This is a genomic window from Stenotrophomonas sp. Bg11-02 (genome assembly GCF_002836635.1).
Taxonomy (GTDB): Bacteria; Pseudomonadota; Gammaproteobacteria; order Xanthomonadales; family Xanthomonadaceae; genus Stenotrophomonas; species Stenotrophomonas lacuserhaii.
The window spans coordinates 240462-258721 of the sequence record NZ_PJAY01000060.1; the positions used below are offsets into that span (position 1 = coordinate 240462).

The window sequence follows — 18260 nt, forward strand, 5'->3', positions numbered from 1 at the left end:
CCATGAATGCTCCTGCCCGCCTGCGACCCATGCCCCGCAACCAGCGCGGCGCCGTGTTGTACGTCGCGCTGATCATGCTGATCCTGCTGGCGCTGATCGGCATCGCCGGCATGCAGGTTGCCGGCATGCAGGAAAAAATGGCGGCCAATTACCGCGCCACCAACGTCGCCTTCCAGAATGCCGAAGGCGTCACCCGGCGTAGCGAAAACGCGTTGGAAGCGATCGCCAACCGCACCGCCGCGCCGGCCAATGCGCCGCTGGTGGATACCGATATCCAGCAGAACTGTGACGTCGCCTTCGATCCGGTCAGCTGGGGGCGTGGGCGCCCGTTGACCACCGCCCAGGCGGTCAACGTACGACGCATCGACGCCTGCATCATCGGTGGCGGCTCGCTGGCGATGGGCGATGCGCTCGACCCGGTCACGCCGGTCTACCAGATCACCACCTTTGCCACCGATACCGCGACGGATTCCTCGTCCACGGCCTCGGTCGACACCGTCTTCAAGCTCTGAGGCCACCGGCATGACACGTCGTACTTTCCGGATCGCTGCTGCGTCCGCTGCTGTCGTGCTGGGCGCGGGCGCCTATTTCGCCTACAGCCTGTTCGCCGCGCAGGGGCAGGGTGCCCTGGCGCAGGCTCCATTGAACAACACCACCTCGATCCAGCCGGCTTTCATCATGGCGGTCGATGACTCGAACTCGATGACCTTCGAGCGCATCTTCCAGGGCGGCGATGGACGCATGCAGTGGAACGGCAGCAGCTTCTTCCGTTCGGCCGGCGTGTTCTACGACGTGGGCGAGGGCTGCGCGAACAACTCGGTCGACTGCTATCTGTACCTGTTCCCGCACGCGTCGTTCAATACCTCTTACACCCCGGGTCGCGCCATTCCGCCGATCGATGAGTTCGGTTTTGCGCGATCTCCCGCGTACAACGCGAGTTACTACAACCCGGACGTGAAGTATGACCCGTGGAGCCTTCCGGAGCCGCCGGCCGCGGGTATTCCAGCGCTCTGGCCTGACGCCGCGTTCGACAGGGCCCGCGCCGACCCGCGTAATCCCTCGGTTTACGGTACTGATTTCAGCAACGACTACAACACGATCTACAACCTTGCATATCGCGAGGTCAACGGCGAGTCGTTCCAGTTCATGACCGGGATGACGATCCCTTCCGGGACGCGCTACCGTTCCAATGGACGCAGCTGCAACTCCAACAACAACAACGGCAATGGTCTGCCCAGCACCGGCAACGCTTGGACGACGCTGTCTTCGGACGTGCTGGTGCGGGCCAACTGCACGGTGCAGATGGCCTACGTGCCGGCGACTTTCTACCTGCCCGCAGCTGCGCCGGCCCCGGCCGGCTACAAGACCGCCGATGCCAACCGCCCCGTGATCGCCAATGCCTGCGGTCCTGGCTGCAACATGCGGCGCTACCAGATCCTGCCGGACAACTATTCCGACGCCACCGCGCGGGTGGCCGCGCAGGTCAATTTCGCGAACTGGTTCCAGTATCACCGCAACCGCATCCTGTCGATGGTGGGCTCGTCCTCGCACGCGATGGCTGGCGTGGAGAACATGCGGGTCGGCTATTTCACGATCAATAATCGCGTCAACGTGACCATGCATGACGTGTCCACCCAGCGTGCGAACCTGTTCAACCAGATCTACGGCCTGAACCCCAGCGGCGGTACGCCGAACCGCCAGGCGGCGGCCTTCCTGGGTGAACAGTTCCGCCGCACCGACGCCGGTGCGCCGGTCGTGCGCGCGTGCCAGCGCAATGGCGGCATGCTGTTCACCGATGGCTATACCAACAGCGGCAACTCCGCCGGTGGCTATGGCAATGCCGATAGCGCCGGCGGCACCCATTTCCCCGGCGCGCCGTTTGCCGACAATTACAGCAATACCATCGCCGACATCGCGGCTTCGTACTATGGCGGCGCTTCGACGCCCCTGCGTACCGGCGCCAGCTTCCAGACCGGACTGGTGCCGGTGCCGGAAGAATGCTCGACGCTGAGCCCCTCGTCTGCCCAATGGAAGCGGCTGGACTGCCAAGCCAACCTGCACATGAACTTCTACGGCGTGACGCTGGGTGCGCAGGGGCTCATTTATGAAGTGAATCAGGCAGCAACCGACGATCCCTATGCCAACCCGCCGAACTGGAACGCCGGTGGCGATCCGCTCTCGGGCGACGATGGCCGGGTGATCGACGAGTTGTGGCATGCCGCGATCAATTCGCGCGGTGAGTTCATCAATGCCAAGACGCCGGGCGACGTCACCGACGCGATGCGTCGCGTGCTCGAGGCCGTCGGCGCTGCGGCATCGCCGTCGGGCACGCTGGCCACCAGCGGTGCGCGCATTGGCGCCGGCTCGCTGACGGTTTCGCCGGAATACAGCGTGCAGAAAAACGGTACCGACTGGTTCAGCCGCCTGACGGCTGCCCGCGTGACCGTCAACGCGGCGCGCGAAGCGCAGTTCACGCCGATCTGGGAGGCCAGTGCGCAGCTGCCTGCCGCCGCAGCGCGCAACGTGTACTTCAATGATGGCAGCAGCGTGCGCAAGTTCGGCCCGACCACGGTGACGTTGGCCGGGCTGTGCGGCCTGTCCAGCTCGTTGTACCCGGGCCAGGCGATCTGCACGACCGGCGGGCTGACCGGACTCGGCGCGACACCCACCATCGCCGCCAACTACCTGCTGGGTGATACCGCCAACGAAGTCCGTCGCAATGGCAAGCTTCGCGATCGCACCAACGCGCTGGGCGACATCATCAATTCCACGCCGGTCATCAGCGCCCCGACCGACGATTTCGGTTACCGCGCGCTGGGCGGCACACTGGCCAGCAGCTACACCGCGTACTTGAACAGCAAGCGCACCAGCAAGCGTTTCATGGTGTATGCCGGCGCCAACGACGGCATGTTGCACGCCTTCGATGGCGGCATGGACGGTACGGGTGCGGTCAGCGGTAACGGCGGACGTGAAACGTTCGGCTACATTCCGGCCACCTCGTACGGCCACATGGGCAACCTGCTGATTCCCTACGATCCGGCCAAGGTGAATGCCCAGCAGTTCTCTCACCGCTACTTCGTGGATGGTCCGCTCACCGTTGCAGATACCTACTACAACGATACCTGGAATACGACGCTGGTCGGCAGCACCGGCGCGGGTGGTCGGGGCGTGTTCGCGCTGGATGTGACCACGCCGGGCAGCTTCACTGCCACCAACCGGCTTTGGGAAATCAATGACCTGAGCGGTGCCGATGCCGTCAAGGCCAACATCGGCCACGTCCTCGGCAAGCCGGTGATCGTACCGGTGCGCACCCTGAATGGTGGCGTCAGTTGGAAGGCCATCTTCGGCAACGGCTATTCCAGCAGCAGCGGCAAGGCTGTGCTGTTCGTGGTGGATATCGGTAACGCGGCTACGCCGACGATCCGCATGATCGAAGCCACCGAGAGCAACTCGGGCATCGCAGGCAGCAATGGCCTGGGCAACATCATCGTGCTCGACCGGCTGGATACGGCCAATATCAATGCGTCCACCGGCTTGCCGGCCAGGGTACGGGACGGCTATGCCGACACCGTCTACGCGGCCGACCTGAAGGGTGCGGTGTGGAAGTTCGACCTGCTGTCCACGGCCAATTCGGTCACCGTACCGGTGTTCACCACCAGCACCTTCGTGCAGAGCGGGGCGACGTATCGCCAGCCGATCACCGGCGGCCTGCAGGCATCGGCCGGTGAAAGTGGTGGCGTGCTGGTGATGTTCGGTACCGGCAGCTTCTCCTTCAATGACGACACGCTGCCGATTTCCTCGACGCAGATCCAGAGTCTGTATGGTTTCAACGACACCTCCAATGCGGCCGTCACCAGCACCCTGACGCGCACCAGCCTGACCCCGTATACGGTGGCTGCCGGGACCGGTGGGCGGACACTGAGCCGCGGTACCGCGCCCACCAGCGCGCGCGGCTGGTACATCGACCTGCCTGCCGGTGAGCGCGCGGTGGGTTATCCCGAGCTGGCGTCCGGCATCCTGTTCATTCCGACCTACACGCCGGATTCGATCACCTCCGGTTGTACCGCAGGCGGTGGCAACAACCTGTTCGGGCTCAATCCGCGCACCGGTGGCGGTGCCTTGTCCGGCGTGCGCATGGGTTCGATCAGCGGTGCCACCGCAGTCGCGGGAACCGCCAGCATGGCGTTGGCCACGGGAGGTACCGCGCCGGTCAAGGACGTCGGTGTCTCGGTCGTGCCGCGCCTGCAGCCGCCGGCCAACCCCGGTGGTGGAGCGCCCGCGCCGACCCCGCCGGGGGGCTCGGGCTGCTGGATGGTGGTCAACGTAGCGGGCGCTCCGCCGATGTATGTTCCATATCCCTGCGGTCGCCAGTCCTGGCGCCAGATCCAGTAATGGAGAATCCCCTGATGTCCTCTCTGGTTTCCCTGCGTGCCGTCCACCAGCATGGCCTGCGGTCGCGCGCGCGCGGCTTCACCCTGATTGAACTGATGGTGGTGGTGGCCGTGGTCGCCATCCTGGCCGCCATCGCCTATCCGTCCTACGTGGAGCAGGTGCGCAAGTCGCGGCGGGCGCAGGCCAAGGCCGATCTGGTCGAGTACGCGCAGTTGGCCGAGCGCTCGCATACCACCAACAACACCTATGCGAACTTCCGCTTCAGCAATGGGGCGACAACGTTCCAGTCACCGCGTGAAGGCGGCACCGCGCGCTATACGATCACCTTCCAGGGCGGGCAGGGCACGTTCACGCTGACCGCCACGCCGCAGGGACCCCAGGCGCAGGACAAGTGCGGCACCCTGTCGGTCAACCAGGCCAATGTGAAAACGCCCTCCGCGGCGACCTTGCCGGAGTGCTGGTGATCGTTCGCGACGGGCTTGCGCGGCGCGTAATCTCACCGTAGAATGCGCCTCCCCGCCCGAATAGCTCAGCCGGTTAGAGCACTTGACTGTTAATCAGGGGGTCGTTGGTTCGAGTCCAACTTCGGGCGCCAGATTCAGTAGAAAGCCGCGATCATGTCGCGGCTTTCTGCGTTTTCGATCAGTCCGCGCAGCCATCGCTCTTGCGAGTGACCCGGCTGCGTACCCGCCCCGGTACGCTGACGACGACTTCGCTGTGCAGGCGGTCGCCGATATGGATGCAGATGGTCTGGGCGACGCCTGCATTGCGTCCATCAGCACGGAACTGCATGCGTTTTCGCCACAGGCTGGTCCGGGCGCTGACCGTGGAAGGGGCCCTTTGTTCCACCAGCAGGACGCCCTTCGGGGCCTTGCCCGGGCGCAATGGCGTGTGCGGGGCGGGGTACACCAACCAGCCCCTGGCCCAGTCACGGCCGCAGGTGATGCCATCGCTGCTCGGGCACGCTTCGATGCGCTGGCGGCGAGTGAGGGCGGTACTGCGAACGGTCGACAGCATCGCATGCAGCTGCATGCGTAGACTGTCTGAGCGTACCCGCGCCAGGGTCCGTTGGAAGGAGGGCAGGGCGGTGGCTGCCAGGGTGGCGACCAGCGCCAGCGCCATGCACAGTTCAGCCAGGCCGTAGCCGCGGGAACAAGGTGCAGGCAGGGTTGGATGTGGCATGCAGAGGTCCTCCGTGACTGCATGGTCCGCCTTGTCCCGGCACCGGTCCGTCGCCAGAGCCGTCAACCGCAGGTAGCCGATTCCCTCAACCTGCCGTCACCGGCCTGCCCGCTATAATTGTTCCCCCCGGGACCTGGCAGCACCATGAGCGACCGTTTCCAACTCGTATCGCCGTATTCGCCCGCAGGCGACCAGCCCAACGCGATCGAGAAGCTGAGCAGCAATTTTGAAGCCGGCGTGGCCAAGCAGACCCTGCTCGGCGTGACCGGCTCGGGCAAGACCTACACCATCGCCAACGTCATCGACCGCATCCAGAAGCCGACGCTGATCATGGCGCCGAACAAGACGCTGGCCGCGCAGTTGTACGGTGAGTTCAAGGCATTCTTCCCGCACAATGCGGTCGAGTATTTCGTCAGCTACTACGATTACTACCAGCCCGAAGCCTATGTGCCGTCCTCGGACACCTTCATCGAGAAGGACAGTTCGATCAACGAACACATCGAGCAGATGCGCCTGGCCGCCACCAAGACCCTGCTGTCGCGACCGGATGCGCTGGTGGTGGCCACCGTATCGGCGATCTATGGCCTCGGCGCGCCGGAAGACTACCTGTCGCTGCGGCTGATCCTGTCCAAGGGCGAGCGCATCGACCAGCGCGACCTGATCAACCACCTGACCCAGCTGCAGTACACCCGCAACGAGTATGAACTGCATCGCGGCACGTTCCGCGTGCGTGGCGAAGTGATCGACGTGTTCCCCGCTGAATCGGACAGCGAAGCGCTGCGCATCGAACTGTTCGACGGTGAAGTGGAGAAGATCACCCTGTTCGATCCGCTCACCGGCGAAACGCTGCGCAACATGATGCGCTTCACTGTCTACCCGAAAACCCACTACGCCACCACCCGCGAGCGCGTGCTGGCGGCGGTGGAAACCATCAAGGTGGAGCTGAAGGAGCGACTCGAGCAGCTGTATGCGGAAAACAAGCTGGTGGAGGCGCAGCGCCTGGCCCAGCGCACCCAGTTCGACATCGAGATGATGGCCGAGGTGGGCTTCTGCAACGGCATCGAAAACTACTCGCGCCACCTGACCGGCAAGCCGGCCGGTTCGCCGCCGCCGACCCTGTTCGACTACCTGCCGCCGGATGCGCTGCTGGTGATCGATGAATCGCACGTCACCATTCCGCAGATCGGCGCGATGTACAAGGGCGACCGTTCGCGCAAGGAAACACTGGTGGAGTTCGGCTTCCGGCTGCCGTCGGCGCTGGACAACCGGCCGCTGCGTTTCGAGGAATGGGAACAGCGCTGCCCGCGCGCCATCTACGTGTCGGCGACGCCGGGTCCGTATGAGTACCGCGAAGCCGGCGAAGACATGGCCGAGCTGGTGGTGCGCCCCACCGGGCTGATCGATCCGGTGGTGGAGATCCGCCCGGTCGGCACCCAGGTCGACGACCTGATGAGCGAGGCCAACGAACGCATCAAGATGGGCGACCGCGTGCTGGTCACCACCTTGACCAAGCGCATGGCCGAGAACCTCACCGAGTACCTGAGCGAGCACGGCATCCGCGTGCGCTACCTGCACTCGGACATCGACACGGTGGAGCGCGTGGAGATCATCCGCGACCTGCGCCTGGGCAAGTTCGACGTGCTGGTGGGCATCAACCTGCTGCGCGAAGGCCTGGACATGCCCGAGGTCTCGCTGGTGGCGATCCTGGACGCGGACAAGGAAGGTTTCCTGCGCTCCACCGGCTCACTGATCCAGACCATCGGCCGTGCGGCGCGCAACGTGCGCGGCAAGGCGATCCTGTATGCCGACCGGATGACGAAGTCGATGCAGGCGGCCATCGATGAGACCGACCGCCGCCGCGCCAAGCAGGTGGAATACAACGAAGAGCACGGCATTGTGCCCAAGTCGGTCGCCCGCCCGATCGTCGATGTGTTGGAGGGCGCGCGTTCGGAGGCGTATGACCGGGCCTCGCGTAAGGGCAAGGGCAAGGGAAAGATCGGCGCGGTCGAGATCGCCGAGGAGGGCGCCGATTACGCGACGTTGTCTCCGTCCCAGGTCGCCACCCGGCTCAAGTCGCTGGAACAGCGGATGTACCAGCACGCCAAGGACCTGGAGTTCGAAGAGGCCGGGCGCGTGCGCGACCTGATCAAGCGCCTGAAAGAGGCCAGCCTGGGCTGATCGGGGCATCGGTAGCGCCGCGCCATGCTCGGCGAAAATCCCCGAAACCACGCGCCGCCCTCGCTTTCGAAGATTTCTTCACAAAAGTGTTGCACAACCCCGGTCTCCTCCGTAATATACGCGGCCTGCCCCGACGCAATCGCAACGCGGCAGGAAACAAAAACGGGCGGTTAGCTCAGCGGTAGAGCACTACCTTGACATGGTAGGGGTCACAGGTTCGAACCCTGTACCGCCCACCACTTCCAGCGAAGTGGGAACGAAAAAAACCAGCCATCGCGCTGGTTTTTTTGTGCCTGGAATTCGGGATTCATGCTCTGCGGCGTGGTCCTGATCCGCACAGGCAGGGTCGATGAATACCGGGCCGAAGTGTCTGTCCGCGGCACGGCCGACCAGATAGCGTGTTCTTCTTTGCGCGAAAACTTCCGCTGTACTGAGATCAGGCAGCCGGAACCGCCGGCGATGCGGAGCCTCCCGATGACCACCCACGGCAGGAACACGATTGCCACCTTGCTGATCGGCGCGCTGTTGGTTGCGGCCCAGAACGAATCCGCAAGCGGCGCGCCAAGAGCGCCCGGTCAGTACGAGCCGCACCGCAGGCTGGGAGACAATCCGCCCATCACGCTTCCGGCCAGCGGACTACCGGGCGAGGAGATCAGATTCAACCGCCAGCGTAGCGAGGGCTCGGAATCCTGGGCGTACCGATGGCAGGTTGGCGAAGAGGACGGCGGCAGCTGGATCCTGGTCGGCTACACCTTCAACCACTTCGACGAGCAGGAGCGCTGACGGCAGCGCTTCATCCGCTACGCCTGCCTCAGCCTGCGGTGAATGCCTGCCGTAGGCTGCGCAATGAATCCTGGCGGCAGCGGGTCGCGCAGTCCTCGCCCATCTTGAATTCCTGCAGGCGCATGCCGACCAGCGTCAGCGACAACGCGTAGCCGCTGCCGGAACCGAGGCGCGCATGGCTGATCGCATGGCGTGCCAGGGCGTCTACATGATCACGGTCAGGCAGCAGGCCGAGGAACGCGCGTTCGGCGCTGTCCAGGTCCGGCGCGGTCAGCACGATGCGCGGGTCATTGGCGCAGTTGAGCAGGGCGGGCGCGGGGCTGGCCGGGGGGAGGAAAGCGTCCATGGCGTCGTTCGGCTCGATACAGAAGCGGTACGTGCACGATGCGTCATCAACATTGTCAGAACATTGCGCGCCCCCTGCGCGGCTTATCATCAGTGCTGGTTTCTGCTGCTCACCGGTTTCCCATGCGCATCCTGCTGGTCGAAGACGATCCTGACCTGTCCCGTGCCCTGCAGTCCGGGCTGGAACGCCAGGGTGTGGTCGCCGACGTGGTGGACACGCTTGCCGCGGCCGCCGCCGCGCTGCGTGACCCGGTGCACCAGTTGTTGCTGCTGGACCGCCAGCTGCCCGACGGCGATGGCCTGGCCTTCGTAGCCATCGCCCGTGCGCTGCGGCCCAATCTGCCGGTCATCATGCTTACCGCCAAGGGCAGCCTGGGCGACAAAGTGGAAGGACTGGATGTCGGCGCGGACGATTACCTGGTCAAGCCGGTGGCCATCGAGGAGTTGATGGCGCGCATCCGCGCGGTAGCGCGCCGCCCCACCGAAATGGTCACCCCGGTGCTGCAGTTGGGCCGGCTGCGTTTCGATTTCGAATCGCTGCAGGCGCAGGTGGAGGGACAAACGCTGGCGCTGCCGCGCCGCCAGCTGCTGGTGCTGCAGGCGCTGGCCTTGCGCCAGGGCCGCACGGTGACCCGCAGCGGGCTGGAAGAAGCGGTGTACGGCTTCGACGACGACATCCAGTCCAATGCACTGGACGCGCATATTTCCAAGCTGCGCAAAGCGCTGCAGCAGGCCGGTGCGGGCGTGGAGATCCACGTCATCCGCGGGGTCGGCTACCTGTTGGCCGAGGCATGAAAATGAATACCGATATCCGATCCATTTCACTCGGCCTGGCCTGGCGCGTCTGCCTGGCCCAGGTGTTCACCGTGCTGATCGCGGTGATGGCGCTGATCCTGACCTGGGGTGACCAGGAATCGGTGCACATGGACATGTTCACTGCCGATGACGTGGTGGCCGCGCTGCACGGCGACGGCACGGCCATCCGGTTGGATCGCACGCGCTGGGATGCCCTCAATGCGGAGGCCGGCGGCAACCTGTGGTTCGTCGCCGTGGATGAACGTGGCAATACCTTGTCCGAGGGAGCCGTGCCGGATGTCCATCGCGAACTGCTGTCACGGCTGGAGCGCGTCGGCTACAGCGAACTGGGATCACTGACCCCGCCCTACCTGGATGCGGCGCGCATCGTGATCAGCAACCAGGATGGCAGGCGCGTGACCGCGATGGTCGGTGGCCAGCCGAAGCACGGGCTGTGGGAAGGTGCGCTGATGGTGCTCCGGCTGATCGGCCCGTGGTTCTTCCTGCCGCTGATCGTGGTGACCCTGCTGGTCATGCCGCTGGTGATCCACCGTGCGATGCGCGGGGTGCGGCAGCTGGCGCGCGAGGCGCGGCTGCTGGACATCGGCAAGGCCGGCGCGCGGCTGGATACGCAGCTGGTCAGCAGCGAGATCGCCCCGCTGGTGAGTGCCTTCAACGATGCCATCGGCAAGGTGCAGCAAGGCTACGCTGCACGCGACAAATTCCTGGCCGACGCCGCGCACGAGCTGCGCGTGCCGATCGCGGTGGTACAGGCGCGCCTGTCGCAGCTACCGCAGGGCGCCTTGAAGGCGCAGCTGTTGAACGACATCGCGCGGCTGGGCAACGTCGCCGAACATCTGCTGGACCTGCAGCGCCTGGACCGCAGCGTGGAGAAGCTGCAACCGCTGGACCTGGCCGCATTGGCGCGCACGGCGGCGGCGGAACTGGCGCCGCTGGTGATCGGTGCCGGCTACACCTTCGAGGTGGATGCGCCGGACGAGCCGGTGTGGATCGTCGGCGATGGCATCGCCCTGGGTCGCGTCATGGCCAACCTGGTGCACAACGCGATCGTGCATGGCGGCGGCCGCGGCACCATCAGCGTACGGCTGGAAGCCGACGCCACGCTGGAGGTCGCCGACCAGGGCGCCGGTGTCCCGGAAAACGACCGCGAGGCGATCTTTGAACCGTTCCACCGCCTGCGTGCGGCCGGCAGCGGCAGCGGGCTGGGCCTGCACCTGGTTAAGGAGATCATCCAGCACCACGAAGGCGCGGTGAGCGTAGGCGAGGCACCGGGTGGTGGCGCCAGTTTCCGCATCGCATTCAACCGTTCGGTCCGCCGCCCCGGCTGAAACCCGAGCCTGCACTGTGCGGAACGCTGATGGCAGCCGCTGCGCCAGCAGGACACGCTGCAGGGCATGGGGGGACAGGCCTGCGATCATCTCGTCGTGTCGCCGGGCCTGTGGGGCAAGGCCAGTGCCGCCGCGCTGGTGGCCGGTGCCACGGCATGCTGTCAAATGCCGGCACTGCCGCCGGCCGTGGTGGCCTGGCCGGCCCTGTTGCTGGGCATGGTCCTGTGGCTGGTCCACTGGCGTGGGCGCTGGCTGGGCATGCTGCTGGTGGGCTGCAGCTGGGCGGGGCTGCACGGGCTTTGGGCGTTGCAGGCGCAGCTTCCGCCGCAGCAGCCACCGGTCGACCAGGTGCTGCGCGGCAGGGTGATCGATCTGCCCGAGCATCGCCCGTCCTACAGTCGTTTCCTGCTGCGTGTCGATGACGACCCGGCACTGCCGGAGTATCTCCGCGGCCGGCGCGTGCAGGTCTACTGGAGCGCGCCCTTCGCACGTGGCGGGTCCGGCAGCGCAGTGCCCGGATCAGGCCCTGGTGGTGTGCGGCACACCGTTGCCGCCGGATCACGCTGGCAACTTCCGCTGCGACTGCGCGCGCCACGCAGCCGGATCAATCCGGGCGGATTCGATGGCGAACGCCACGCGCTGATGCTCGGTATCACCGCCAGCGGGCAGGTCCGCGCAGGCTCGGTCCCGCACCAGCTGGAAGGCCCTGCCGGGCTGGCGGCCTGGCGCGAACGCATGTCGCAGCGGATCCGGCAGGCGCTGCCCAGCGAAACGTCGCGGTTCCTGCGCGCCCTGGCGCTGGGCGACACGCGCGAGCTCAGCGATGCGGATTGGGAACAGCTGCGCGCACTGGGCCTGACCCACCTCATCGCGATCTCCGGGTTCCATGTCGGCTTGGTCGCCGGCGGCCTTGCGCTGCTGGTCGGCCTGCTGTGGCGCTGTATCGCGATGCTGCCCCGGCACGTGCCACGGCCCACCGCGGCCGCGCTGGCGGCGGCTGCGGGCGCGGTGGCCTACGCGCTGGTGGCCGGGCTGGCACTGCCGACCGTGCGCACCGCATTGATGATCGCGGTGGTGGCGCTGGCGCGCGCCAGCCGCCGGCGCATGCCATGGGCCCAGTCGCTGGCGTTGGCGGCCTTCGCGACCCTGCTGGTCGCCCCGCTGTCGGTGCTGGCTGCGGGGTTCTGGCTCAGCTTTGGCGGTGTGCTGTGGCTGATGTGGTGCCTGCCCGGTGGGCAGCGTGCCGAGCCCGGGCTGGCCGGCCTGCTCAAGCCGTTCCTGGCCGCGCAGGGGATTGCCAGCCTGGCCCTGTTGCCGCTCGGCATCAGCCTGTTCGGCCAGGCCTCGCGCATTGGTCCGCTGGTGAACCTGCTGGCGGTGCCGTGGTGGAGCCTGGTGGTGGTGCCGCTGGCGCTGCTCGGCACGGCGCTGGAGGCGCTGCATGCCGGGCTGGGGGCCTGGTGCTGGCGACTTGGCGACGCCGCCTTTGCCGTAAGTTGGACCTGGCTGCAGCCGCTGGCCGCGTGGAGCGGGGCGGTGTGGTGGTTGCCGGAGGCGCCGCGCTGGACGCTGCCGTTGGCCCTGCTGGGGGTGTTCTGGTGGTTGCTGCCGCGTGGCCGTGGCGGCCTGCTCGCGGCACCGCTGTTATGCCTGCCGCTGCTCTGGCCGGATCGGCAACTGCCGGCGCCGGGGGCGGTGGAGGTGCTGGTGCTGGACGTGGGGCAGGGCACTGCGGTGGTGGTGCGGACCGCGTCGCGGCTGCTGCTGTACGACCTCGGGCCCCCGGGCGTCGGCACCGATTCCGGCGAGCGCGTCGTGCTGCCCGCGCTCCGCGCACTGGGTGCCGGCGTGCCTGACCGGGTGCTGCTCAGCCATGCCGACGCCGACCATGCCGGTGGCCTGCCCGGGATCCGCCGTGCGTTTCCGCAGGTGCCGGTGTGGGCGCCGGCAGGGTCCGGAGTCGGCGGCGCATCGCCCTGCCATCGCGGCCAGCAGTGGCGATGGGACGGGGTGGATTTCGAAATCCTGCATCCGGTGCAGGGGCACCGGGAGCGCGGCAATGCGTCCAGCTGTGTGCTGCGCATCGCCACCGCGCGCGGGGTGATCCTGCTCACCGGTGACATCGGCTTCGCCGAAGAAGCCCAGCTGCTGCGGTCCAACCGCAACGCGCTGAAGGCGGACGCGGCGCTGGTGGCCCACCATGGCAGCGCCGGCTCGTCCAGCGCACCGTGGGTGGACGCGGTGGGGGCGCGGCTGGCACTGGTGTCGGCCGGGCACCGCAACCGCTTCGGCCATCCGCGCGCCGAGGTGGTGCAGCGCTGGGCAGCGTCCGGTGCCGAAGTGCTGGGCACCGCGTCCTCCGGCGCACTGCACGTGTGGCTGGGCGCGCAGGGGCTGCAGGTCCGCGAACAACGGGTGCATGCGGGTCGCTGGTGGAATGCTGCGGGCCGGGAGCGGGCGGCTGCTATCCTATCGGTGGACAAACAGGCGGCCGCTGGGCCGGAGGGTTGGAAACGTGTGGGAACTGGTCAAGGCCGGCGGTTGGCCGATGGTGCCGCTGCTGCTGCTGGGTGTACTGGCTTTGGCGATCGTCCTGGAGCGTTTCTGGTCCCTGCGCCGCAACGAGGTGCTGCCACCGGGCCTGGGCCAGGATGTGCGCAACTGGGCGGCACGCGGCAAGCTGGATCCGGCCCACCTGGCGACCCTGCGGGCCAATTCGCCGCTGGGCGCGCTGCTGGCGGCGGCGCTGGACGCACGCAATCGTCCGCGCGACCAGATCCGTGAGCGCATCGAAGACACCGGGCGCTTCATCGTCCATCGCATGGAACGCTTCCTCAATGCGCTGGGCACCATCGCTTCGGCCGGTCCACTGCTGGGCCTGCTGGGCACGGTGGTCGGCATGATCCAGATGTTCCTGGGCATCCTGGACCACGGCGTGGGCGATGTGAACCAGCTGGCCGGTGGTATCGGCAAGGCACTGGTATGCACGGCCACCGGCATGATCGTGGCGATCCCCGCGCTGATGTTCCATCGCTACTTCAAGGGCCGCATCAACGGCTACGTGATCGAGATGGAACAGGAGGCCAGCGCGCTGCTGGATGCGCTGGATGGCCGTCCGGGCGTGATGGCCACGCCGCCGCGTGCTGCTGCCCCGGCTGCCGCCAACCCCGGCAGCGCCGCCCCGGCCAAGGCCTGACGGATGCGCATCCGCAACGACCGCGCCGGCGATGAGCCGCATATCGACCTGGTGCCGCTGATCGACGTCATCCTGGTGCTGATCATCTTCTTCGTGGTCACCACCACCTTCGATGCGCGTTCCACCCTGCAGGTGCAGCTGCCGCATGCCAGCCAGCAGGCCAACAGTGAACCGCCGCGCGCGCTGAGCATCCTGGTCAACGCCGATGGCCGCTACTTCGTCAACGACCAGGAAGTGCTGCGCACCGACGTGGAGTCGGTCAAGCAGACCATTGCTGCGGTTGCCGGCGAAGACCGCACCCAGTCCGTGCTGCTGCGCGCCGACGCGCGCACCCCCTACCAGGCCGTGGTCACCGCACAGGATGCCCTCGGCCAGCTCGGCTTCCGCCGGATTTCCATCGCAACCGCTCCCGAGGTGCGTCAATGAGTTCCAAACACGCGCCCGTCTGGCCGATCTACAAGCGCCTGCTCGGCTACACCCGCGCCTACTGGGTATTCATGGTGGCCGCCGTGGTGGCGATGGCCATCGAAGCGCTGGCCGGCTACTCCTTCACCCGCTTGATGGAACCGCTGGTCAACCGTGGCTTCGTCAACCCCGAGCCGCGCATGGCGGTGATCCTGCCGCTGACCATCCTGGGCCTGTTCCTGATGCGCAGCCTGGCCACGCTGGTCAGTGACTACACCCTGGCCCGCACCGGCCGCAGCGTGGTGCGCGACCTGCGCGAACAGGTGCTGGAAAAGTACCTGCACCTGCCGTCGTCGCACTTCGATACCGAAGCCACCCCGGTGATGGTCAGCCGGCTGAACTTCGATACCGAACAGGTCACCCAGGCCAGCGCCGATGCCTTGAAGACGCTGGTGGCCGACACCCTGACCATCATCGCGATGCTGGTGGTGATGCTGCAGATGAGCGTCAAGGTCACCATGGCGATGCTGGTGGTGGTGCCGATGATCGGCTTGATCGTGTCCTACGTGGGCAAGCGCTACCGGCGCATCAGCCGCGGCATCCAGGACGGCATGGGCACCATGGCCGCCACGGCCGAGCAGTCGTTGTCCGCCCAGCAGGAAGTCAAGGTGCACGGCACCCAGCGGCATGAGATCGACCGCTATTCGCGGCTGGCCAACCGCATGCTGGGCCTGAACATGAAGGTCGAGACCACGCGCGCCTTCGCCTCCAGCACGGTGCAGTTCCTGGCCGCGCTGGCGCTGGCGGTGATCGTCTGGGTAGCCACCCGCGAAGCGCTGGTCGGCAAGCTCAACGCCGGCCAGTTCATGGGCCTGATGACCTCGATGATGGCGATCATTCCGTCGCTGCGACGGCTGACCAGCGTGCAGACCTCGATCTCGCGCGGTGTGGCCGCCGCCGAGCGGCTGTTCTCCATCCTGGACATGCCGGTGGAGCGTGACCAAGGCAGCAAGCGCATCGAACGGGCACGCGGTGAACTGGCTTTCGAACACGTGATGCTGCGTTACCGCGAAGACGCCGGCATCGCGCTGGACGACATCAGCTTCGTTGCACGCCCCGGCACCGTCACCGCCGTGGTGGGACGCTCGGGCAGTGGCAAGACCAGCCTGATCCGGCTGGTGCCGCGCTTCTACGAGCCCAGTGGCGGCCGCATCACGCTGGATGGCGTGCCACTGGACGATTACCCGCTGGCCGACCTGCGTCGGCAGGTGGCGATGGTGGGACAGAAGGTGATGCTGTTCGACGACACCATCGGCTCGAACATCGCCTACGGCATGGATGCCAGCCAGGAGCAGATCCGCGCGGCGGCCGAGGCGGCCAACGCCTGGGAGTTCATCGCGCGCCTGCCGCAGCAGCTGGACACCCCGGTCGGTGAGAACGGGGCGCTGTTGTCCGGTGGCCAGCGCCAGCGCCTGGCGATCGCCCGCGCGATCCTGCGTGATGCGCCGATCCTGATCCTGGACGAGGCGACCGCCGCGCTGGACAACGAATCCGAACGGCTGGTGCAGGACGCGCTGCAGCGGCTGATGCCCGAGCGCACCACGCTGGTCATCGCGCACAGGCTGTCCACCATCGAACACGCCGACCAGGTGCTGGTGATGGACCAGGGCCGCATTGTCGAGCGCGGCACGCACGATGAACTGCTGGCCATGGGTGGCCTGTACGAGCACCTGTACAACATGCAGTTCCGCGAAAGGCAGGCCTGATGTCCGGCAAGGGTACCCAGACACCGGCCTACTGGTATGACGGCTCCACGGTGCCGCTCGGGATGCGCCTGCTCAGCCCGCTTTATGCGGCCGTGTCCGGCCTGCGGCGACGCCTGTACCGGCGCGGCTGGCTGAAGCGGCACGCGTTGCCGGTGCCGGTGATCGTGGTCGGCAACATCACCGCCGGTGGCACCGGCAAGACCCCGCTGACCATCGCGCTGGTGCAGCAGTTGCGCGCAGCGGGCTGGAAACCCGGCGTTGCCAGCCGTGGCTATGGCCGCGAGCAGGCTGAAACCGGGCGCTGGGTGGACGCCGATACGCCGACCGCGCTGGGCGGCGACGAACCGGTGCTGATTGCCTGGAAAACCGGTGCGCCGGTGCGGGTGGATGCCGACCGGGTAGCTGCCGGCAAGGCGCTGGTCGAGGCGGGTTGCGATGTGATCGTCTGCGATGACGGCCTGCAGCACTACCGCCTGGCGCGCGATATCGAGATTGAAGTCATTGACGCGCAGCGTCGTTACGGCAACGGCCGGCTGCTGCCTGCCGGCCCGCTGCGCGAGCCGGTGGCCCGCGCCGGCGAATGCGATTTCCGCGTGGTCAACCAGGGCGCGGCCAGCGCGGAAAACGCGGCGGTGGCGTGCGGGTTCGGGCAATGGCCGATGCGCCTGCGCATCGACAGTGCGCAGCCGCTGGTGGGCGGACGCCTGCGCGCGCTTTCGCACTTTGCCGGGCAGCGCGTGCACGCCGTGGCCGGCATCGCGCACCCGCAGCGATTCTTCGACATGCTGCGTGCCGAACGCATCGGCGTGGTCCCGCATGCCTTCGCCGACCACCACGCCTACCAGCCGCAGGACCTGCGCTTTGGCAGCGAGCTGCCGATCCTGATGACCGAAAAGGACGCGGTGAAGTGCCGCGCTTTCGCCAACGACTGGCACTTCGCCATTCCCCTGCAGGCCGATCTGCCCGCCGCGTTCTGGGTGGCATTGACCGACCGCCTTGAGAAGCTGCGCGCGCGCTGAACCGCCCGCGCGCGTGGCCTGTAACCGGAGAACCCCATGACCGAGTTCGTCGTCGCCATTCCTGCCCGCTATGCCGCTTCGCGCCTGCCCGGCAAGCCGTTGCGCCTGCTCGGCGGGGAACCGCTGGTGCTGCACGTGGCGCGGCGCGCGCTGCAGGCCGGCGCGCGCGAAGTGTGGGTGGCCACCGACGATGCGCGCATCGCCGAGGCGCTGGCGGGGTTGCAGGACGTGCAGGTGGCCATGACCGATCCGTCCCATCCCTCCGGCACCGACCGGCTGGCCGAATGTGCACGCCATGCCGGTTGGGCCGATGACACCGTGGTGGTCAACCTGCAGGGTGACGAACCGTTTGCACCGGCCGCCGGCATCCGTGCGGTGGCCGACGCGCTGGCCAGCGGCCGCGCCCCGATGTCCACGCTGTGTACACCGGTCGACGATGCGGCCACGCTGTTCGATCCCAACGTGGTCAAGCTGGTGCGCAACGCGCGCGGTGAGGCCATGTATTTCAGCCGTGCGCCGATTGCCTGGCACCGCGATGGTTTCGCGCGCAGCCGCGAGGTATTGCCGGACGGGGTCCAGTGGCTGCGCCACATCGGCATCTACGGCTACCGCGCCGGCTTCCTGCAGCAGTTCGCCGCAATGCCGCCCGGCAGCCTGGAACAGGTGGAAAACCTGGAACAACTGCGGGTGCTGGAGGCCGGTTACCCGATCAGCGCGGCGCTGTCGCCGGCGCCGTTCCCGGCCGGCATCGACACCCCGGAAGACCTGGAGCGGGCCGAACAGTTGCTGGCCAGCGGCGAAGCCTGAGCGGGCCCGGAAAAAATCCGCGTGGCACAACGATTGCATGACG

Annotated in this window: 14 protein-coding genes, 2 tRNA genes and 1 pseudogene; 15 read left to right on the top strand and 2 right to left on the bottom strand. The window is 67.1% G+C overall.

Going from position 1 to position 18260, the window contains the following annotated elements; translation table 11 throughout:
• Nucleotides 1-2: 2 nt before the first annotated feature.
• From CXG43_RS11265 to CXG43_RS11280, 4 genes are all read left to right on the top strand, one after another.
• Nucleotides 3-512 carry a PilX N-terminal domain-containing pilus assembly protein gene (locus tag CXG43_RS11265; RefSeq protein WP_042614182.1) on the top strand — a complete coding sequence of 170 codons (510 nt, stop codon included), beginning with the start codon at nt 3-5 and terminating at the stop codon, nt 510-512.
• Between the two features lie 10 nt (nt 513-522).
• The gene (locus tag CXG43_RS11270; protein ID WP_101100029.1) at nt 523-4392 is read left to right on the top strand and encodes a PilC/PilY family type IV pilus protein; all 3870 of its coding nucleotides are present in this window, start codon (nt 523-525) and stop codon (nt 4390-4392) included.
• Nucleotides 4393-4406: 14 nt separating this feature from the next.
• A complete protein-coding gene (locus tag CXG43_RS11275) occupies nt 4407-4856 on the top strand; it encodes a type IV pilin protein (RefSeq protein WP_101100126.1) in 450 nt (149 codons plus the stop codon).
• Nucleotides 4857-4910: 54 nt separating this feature from the next.
• A tRNA-Asn gene (locus CXG43_RS11280) sits at nt 4911-4987 on the top strand.
• A gap of 47 nt (nt 4988-5034) precedes the next feature.
• On the opposite strand, the gene CXG43_RS11285 is transcribed toward CXG43_RS11280, so the two are convergent.
• Complete coding sequence (locus CXG43_RS11285) at nt 5035-5574, bottom strand: GspH/FimT family pseudopilin (protein WP_101100030.1); 540 nt, start codon at nt 5572-5574, stop codon at nt 5035-5037.
• Nucleotides 5575-5718: 144 nt separating this feature from the next.
• Between CXG43_RS11285 and uvrB the strand changes: the two genes are divergently transcribed.
• The 3 genes from uvrB to CXG43_RS11300 all read left to right on the top strand — a co-directional run bounded on the left by uvrB (nt 5719) and on the right by CXG43_RS11300 (nt 8535).
• Nucleotides 5719-7752, top strand: a complete 2034-nt coding sequence (gene uvrB, locus CXG43_RS11290; RefSeq protein ID WP_101100031.1) for an excinuclease ABC subunit UvrB — start codon at nt 5719-5721, stop codon at nt 7750-7752.
• Between the two features lie 164 nt (nt 7753-7916).
• Nucleotides 7917-7991, top strand: a tRNA-Val gene (locus CXG43_RS11295).
• A gap of 70 nt (nt 7992-8061) precedes the next feature.
• A complete protein-coding gene (locus CXG43_RS11300) occupies nt 8062-8535 on the top strand; it encodes a hypothetical protein (RefSeq protein ID WP_101100032.1) in 474 nt (157 codons plus the stop codon).
• 28 nt (nt 8536-8563) lie between these two features.
• Here the strand turns inward: CXG43_RS11300 and CXG43_RS11305 are convergent, their stop codons facing one another.
• Nucleotides 8564-8881, bottom strand: coding sequence for a hypothetical protein (locus tag CXG43_RS11305; protein ID WP_223181619.1), 318 nt, complete (start codon nt 8879-8881; stop codon nt 8564-8566).
• Between the two features lie 122 nt (nt 8882-9003).
• On the opposite strand from CXG43_RS11305, the gene CXG43_RS11310 reads away from it, so the two are divergent.
• From CXG43_RS11310 to kdsB, 8 genes and pseudogenes are all read left to right on the top strand, one after another.
• A complete protein-coding gene (locus CXG43_RS11310; protein ID WP_101100033.1) occupies nt 9004-9675 on the top strand; it encodes a response regulator transcription factor in 672 nt (223 codons plus the stop codon).
• A gap of 2 nt (nt 9676-9677) precedes the next feature.
• Nucleotides 9678-11024 carry a HAMP domain-containing sensor histidine kinase gene (locus CXG43_RS11315; RefSeq protein WP_101100034.1) on the top strand — a complete coding sequence of 449 codons (1347 nt, stop codon included), beginning with the start codon at nt 9678-9680 and terminating at the stop codon, nt 11022-11024.
• A gap of 96 nt (nt 11025-11120) precedes the next feature.
• Nucleotides 11121-13532: pseudogene (locus CXG43_RS11320) on the top strand (DNA internalization-related competence protein ComEC/Rec2); the annotation flags it as partial.
• A 7-nt stretch (nt 13533-13539) separates the two neighbouring features.
• On the top strand, nt 13540-14220 hold the full coding sequence (locus CXG43_RS19445; RefSeq protein WP_232767740.1) for a MotA/TolQ/ExbB proton channel family protein: 681 nt from the start codon (nt 13540-13542) through the stop codon (nt 14218-14220).
• A gap of 3 nt (nt 14221-14223) precedes the next feature.
• Nucleotides 14224-14646: a biopolymer transporter ExbD gene (locus tag CXG43_RS11330; RefSeq protein WP_042614192.1), complete on the top strand. Its 423-nt coding sequence runs from the start codon at nt 14224-14226 to the stop codon at nt 14644-14646.
• On the top strand, nt 14643-16391 hold the full coding sequence (gene msbA, locus CXG43_RS11335; RefSeq protein ID WP_101100037.1) for a lipid A export permease/ATP-binding protein MsbA: 1749 nt from the start codon (nt 14643-14645) through the stop codon (nt 16389-16391). Before CXG43_RS11330 ends, msbA begins: the two co-directional genes overlap by 4 nt.
• Nucleotides 16391-17410 carry a tetraacyldisaccharide 4'-kinase gene (gene lpxK, locus CXG43_RS11340; protein ID WP_042614194.1) on the top strand — a complete coding sequence of 340 codons (1020 nt, stop codon included), beginning with the start codon at nt 16391-16393 and terminating at the stop codon, nt 17408-17410. The genes msbA and lpxK overlap by 1 nt, the downstream gene beginning before the upstream one ends.
• A gap of 36 nt (nt 17411-17446) precedes the next feature.
• Nucleotides 17447-18217 (top strand): 3-deoxy-manno-octulosonate cytidylyltransferase, encoded by a 771-nt coding sequence (gene kdsB, locus CXG43_RS11345; protein WP_101100038.1) that lies wholly within the window; start codon nt 17447-17449, stop codon nt 18215-18217.
• Nucleotides 18218-18260: the final 43 nt, after the last annotated feature.

Coding starts and splice junctions, on each gene's coding strand:
- uvrB (WP_101100031.1), top strand. CDS start 5,719: ATGAGCGACCGTTTCCAACTCGTATCGCCGTATTCGCCCGCAGGCGAC.
- kdsB (WP_101100038.1), top strand. CDS start 17,447: ATGACCGAGTTCGTCGTCGCCATTCCTGCCCGCTATGCCGCTTCGCGC.
- CXG43_RS11300 (WP_101100032.1), top strand. CDS start 8,062: ATGCTCTGCGGCGTGGTCCTGATCCGCACAGGCAGGGTCGATGAATAC.
- CXG43_RS11270 (WP_101100029.1), top strand. CDS start 523: ATGACACGTCGTACTTTCCGGATCGCTGCTGCGTCCGCTGCTGTCGTG.
- CXG43_RS11310 (WP_101100033.1), top strand. CDS start 9,004: ATGCGCATCCTGCTGGTCGAAGACGATCCTGACCTGTCCCGTGCCCTG.
- CXG43_RS11275 (WP_101100126.1), top strand. CDS start 4,407: ATGTCCTCTCTGGTTTCCCTGCGTGCCGTCCACCAGCATGGCCTGCGG.
- lpxK (WP_042614194.1), top strand. CDS start 16,391: ATGTCCGGCAAGGGTACCCAGACACCGGCCTACTGGTATGACGGCTCC.
- msbA (WP_101100037.1), top strand. CDS start 14,643: ATGAGTTCCAAACACGCGCCCGTCTGGCCGATCTACAAGCGCCTGCTC.
- CXG43_RS11305 (WP_223181619.1), bottom strand. CDS start 8,881: ATGGACGCTTTCCTCCCCCCGGCCAGCCCCGCGCCCGCCCTGCTCAAC.
- CXG43_RS11265 (WP_042614182.1), top strand. CDS start 3: ATGAATGCTCCTGCCCGCCTGCGACCCATGCCCCGCAACCAGCGCGGC.
- CXG43_RS11285 (WP_101100030.1), bottom strand. CDS start 5,574: ATGCCACATCCAACCCTGCCTGCACCTTGTTCCCGCGGCTACGGCCTG.
- CXG43_RS11330 (WP_042614192.1), top strand. CDS start 14,224: ATGCGCATCCGCAACGACCGCGCCGGCGATGAGCCGCATATCGACCTG.
- CXG43_RS11315 (WP_101100034.1), top strand. CDS start 9,678: ATGAATACCGATATCCGATCCATTTCACTCGGCCTGGCCTGGCGCGTC.